The organism is Bradyrhizobium sp. 197, from assembly GCF_023073375.1.
Taxonomy (GTDB): Bacteria; Pseudomonadota; Alphaproteobacteria; order Rhizobiales; family Xanthobacteraceae; genus Bradyrhizobium.
Genome location: NZ_JADPJJ010000081.1, coordinates 1 through 699, shown reverse-complemented (window position 1 = coordinate 699; position 699 = coordinate 1). Strand labels below are relative to the sequence as shown.

The window sequence follows — 699 nt, the reverse complement described above, 5'->3', positions numbered from 1 at the left end:
GTCGTTGAGCCAGAACAGTCCTTTGCGCATCGAAGTCCCCCGTGCCGAATCAACTTGGCACGAGGGAATCAGAACTCGCTAATCAGGTACAGACCCTAGTCCACTGGGCATAAAGCCAAGACAGATGATGTTCGAGAGAACTCTCACGCACTCTGAACACATCCGTTCGCTGACCTCGGAGCACCTTGCGGACGAGGCCTCGGCTATGTCCCGTAAGTCGTACGATCTCCTTTATGGAGACGCCCGTCCCCGCCTGTCTGAGGATTGCCGCGTTGGTATCCTCACGCCGTAGATAGCCCTCGTACTGGATCCGCTCCGCGGCCGTCAGCAAGGCAGGATTTATTGTGGCGGAGCCGACCGCCACACGAACCTGGCGCATTGATTTGCGGACCGCATCGAGAAATGCGTGGCTGGCATTCTCCATCAAATGCCAGCGGTCAGCGACCTGGGTGGCCTGCGGAAGCGCCTTCGCTACAGCAAGGGCGTAACCACCGCCGCGATCGCGCGCGACGACAGCAATTTGCGGCTGCCCCGAGAGCCAGGCCTGTGCAGTAGCTGGCTCTCTGTCGGGTAACAGGGCGATCGGTCGTCGCCGCTCGAGGTCGCAGATGATTGTTCCGTACCGCTGATTGCGGCGCCAGGCCCAGTCGTCGATACCGATCACGCTCGGCACAGCAAAGGGCTGGCAACCGCGCCTTC

1 pseudogene is annotated in these 699 nt (G+C 60.8%); it reads right to left on the bottom strand.

The features are described 5' to 3' along the window. Positions 1-100: 100 nt before the first annotated feature. Positions 101-699: pseudogene (locus tag IVB27_RS19895) on the bottom strand (ISL3 family transposase); the annotation flags it as partial.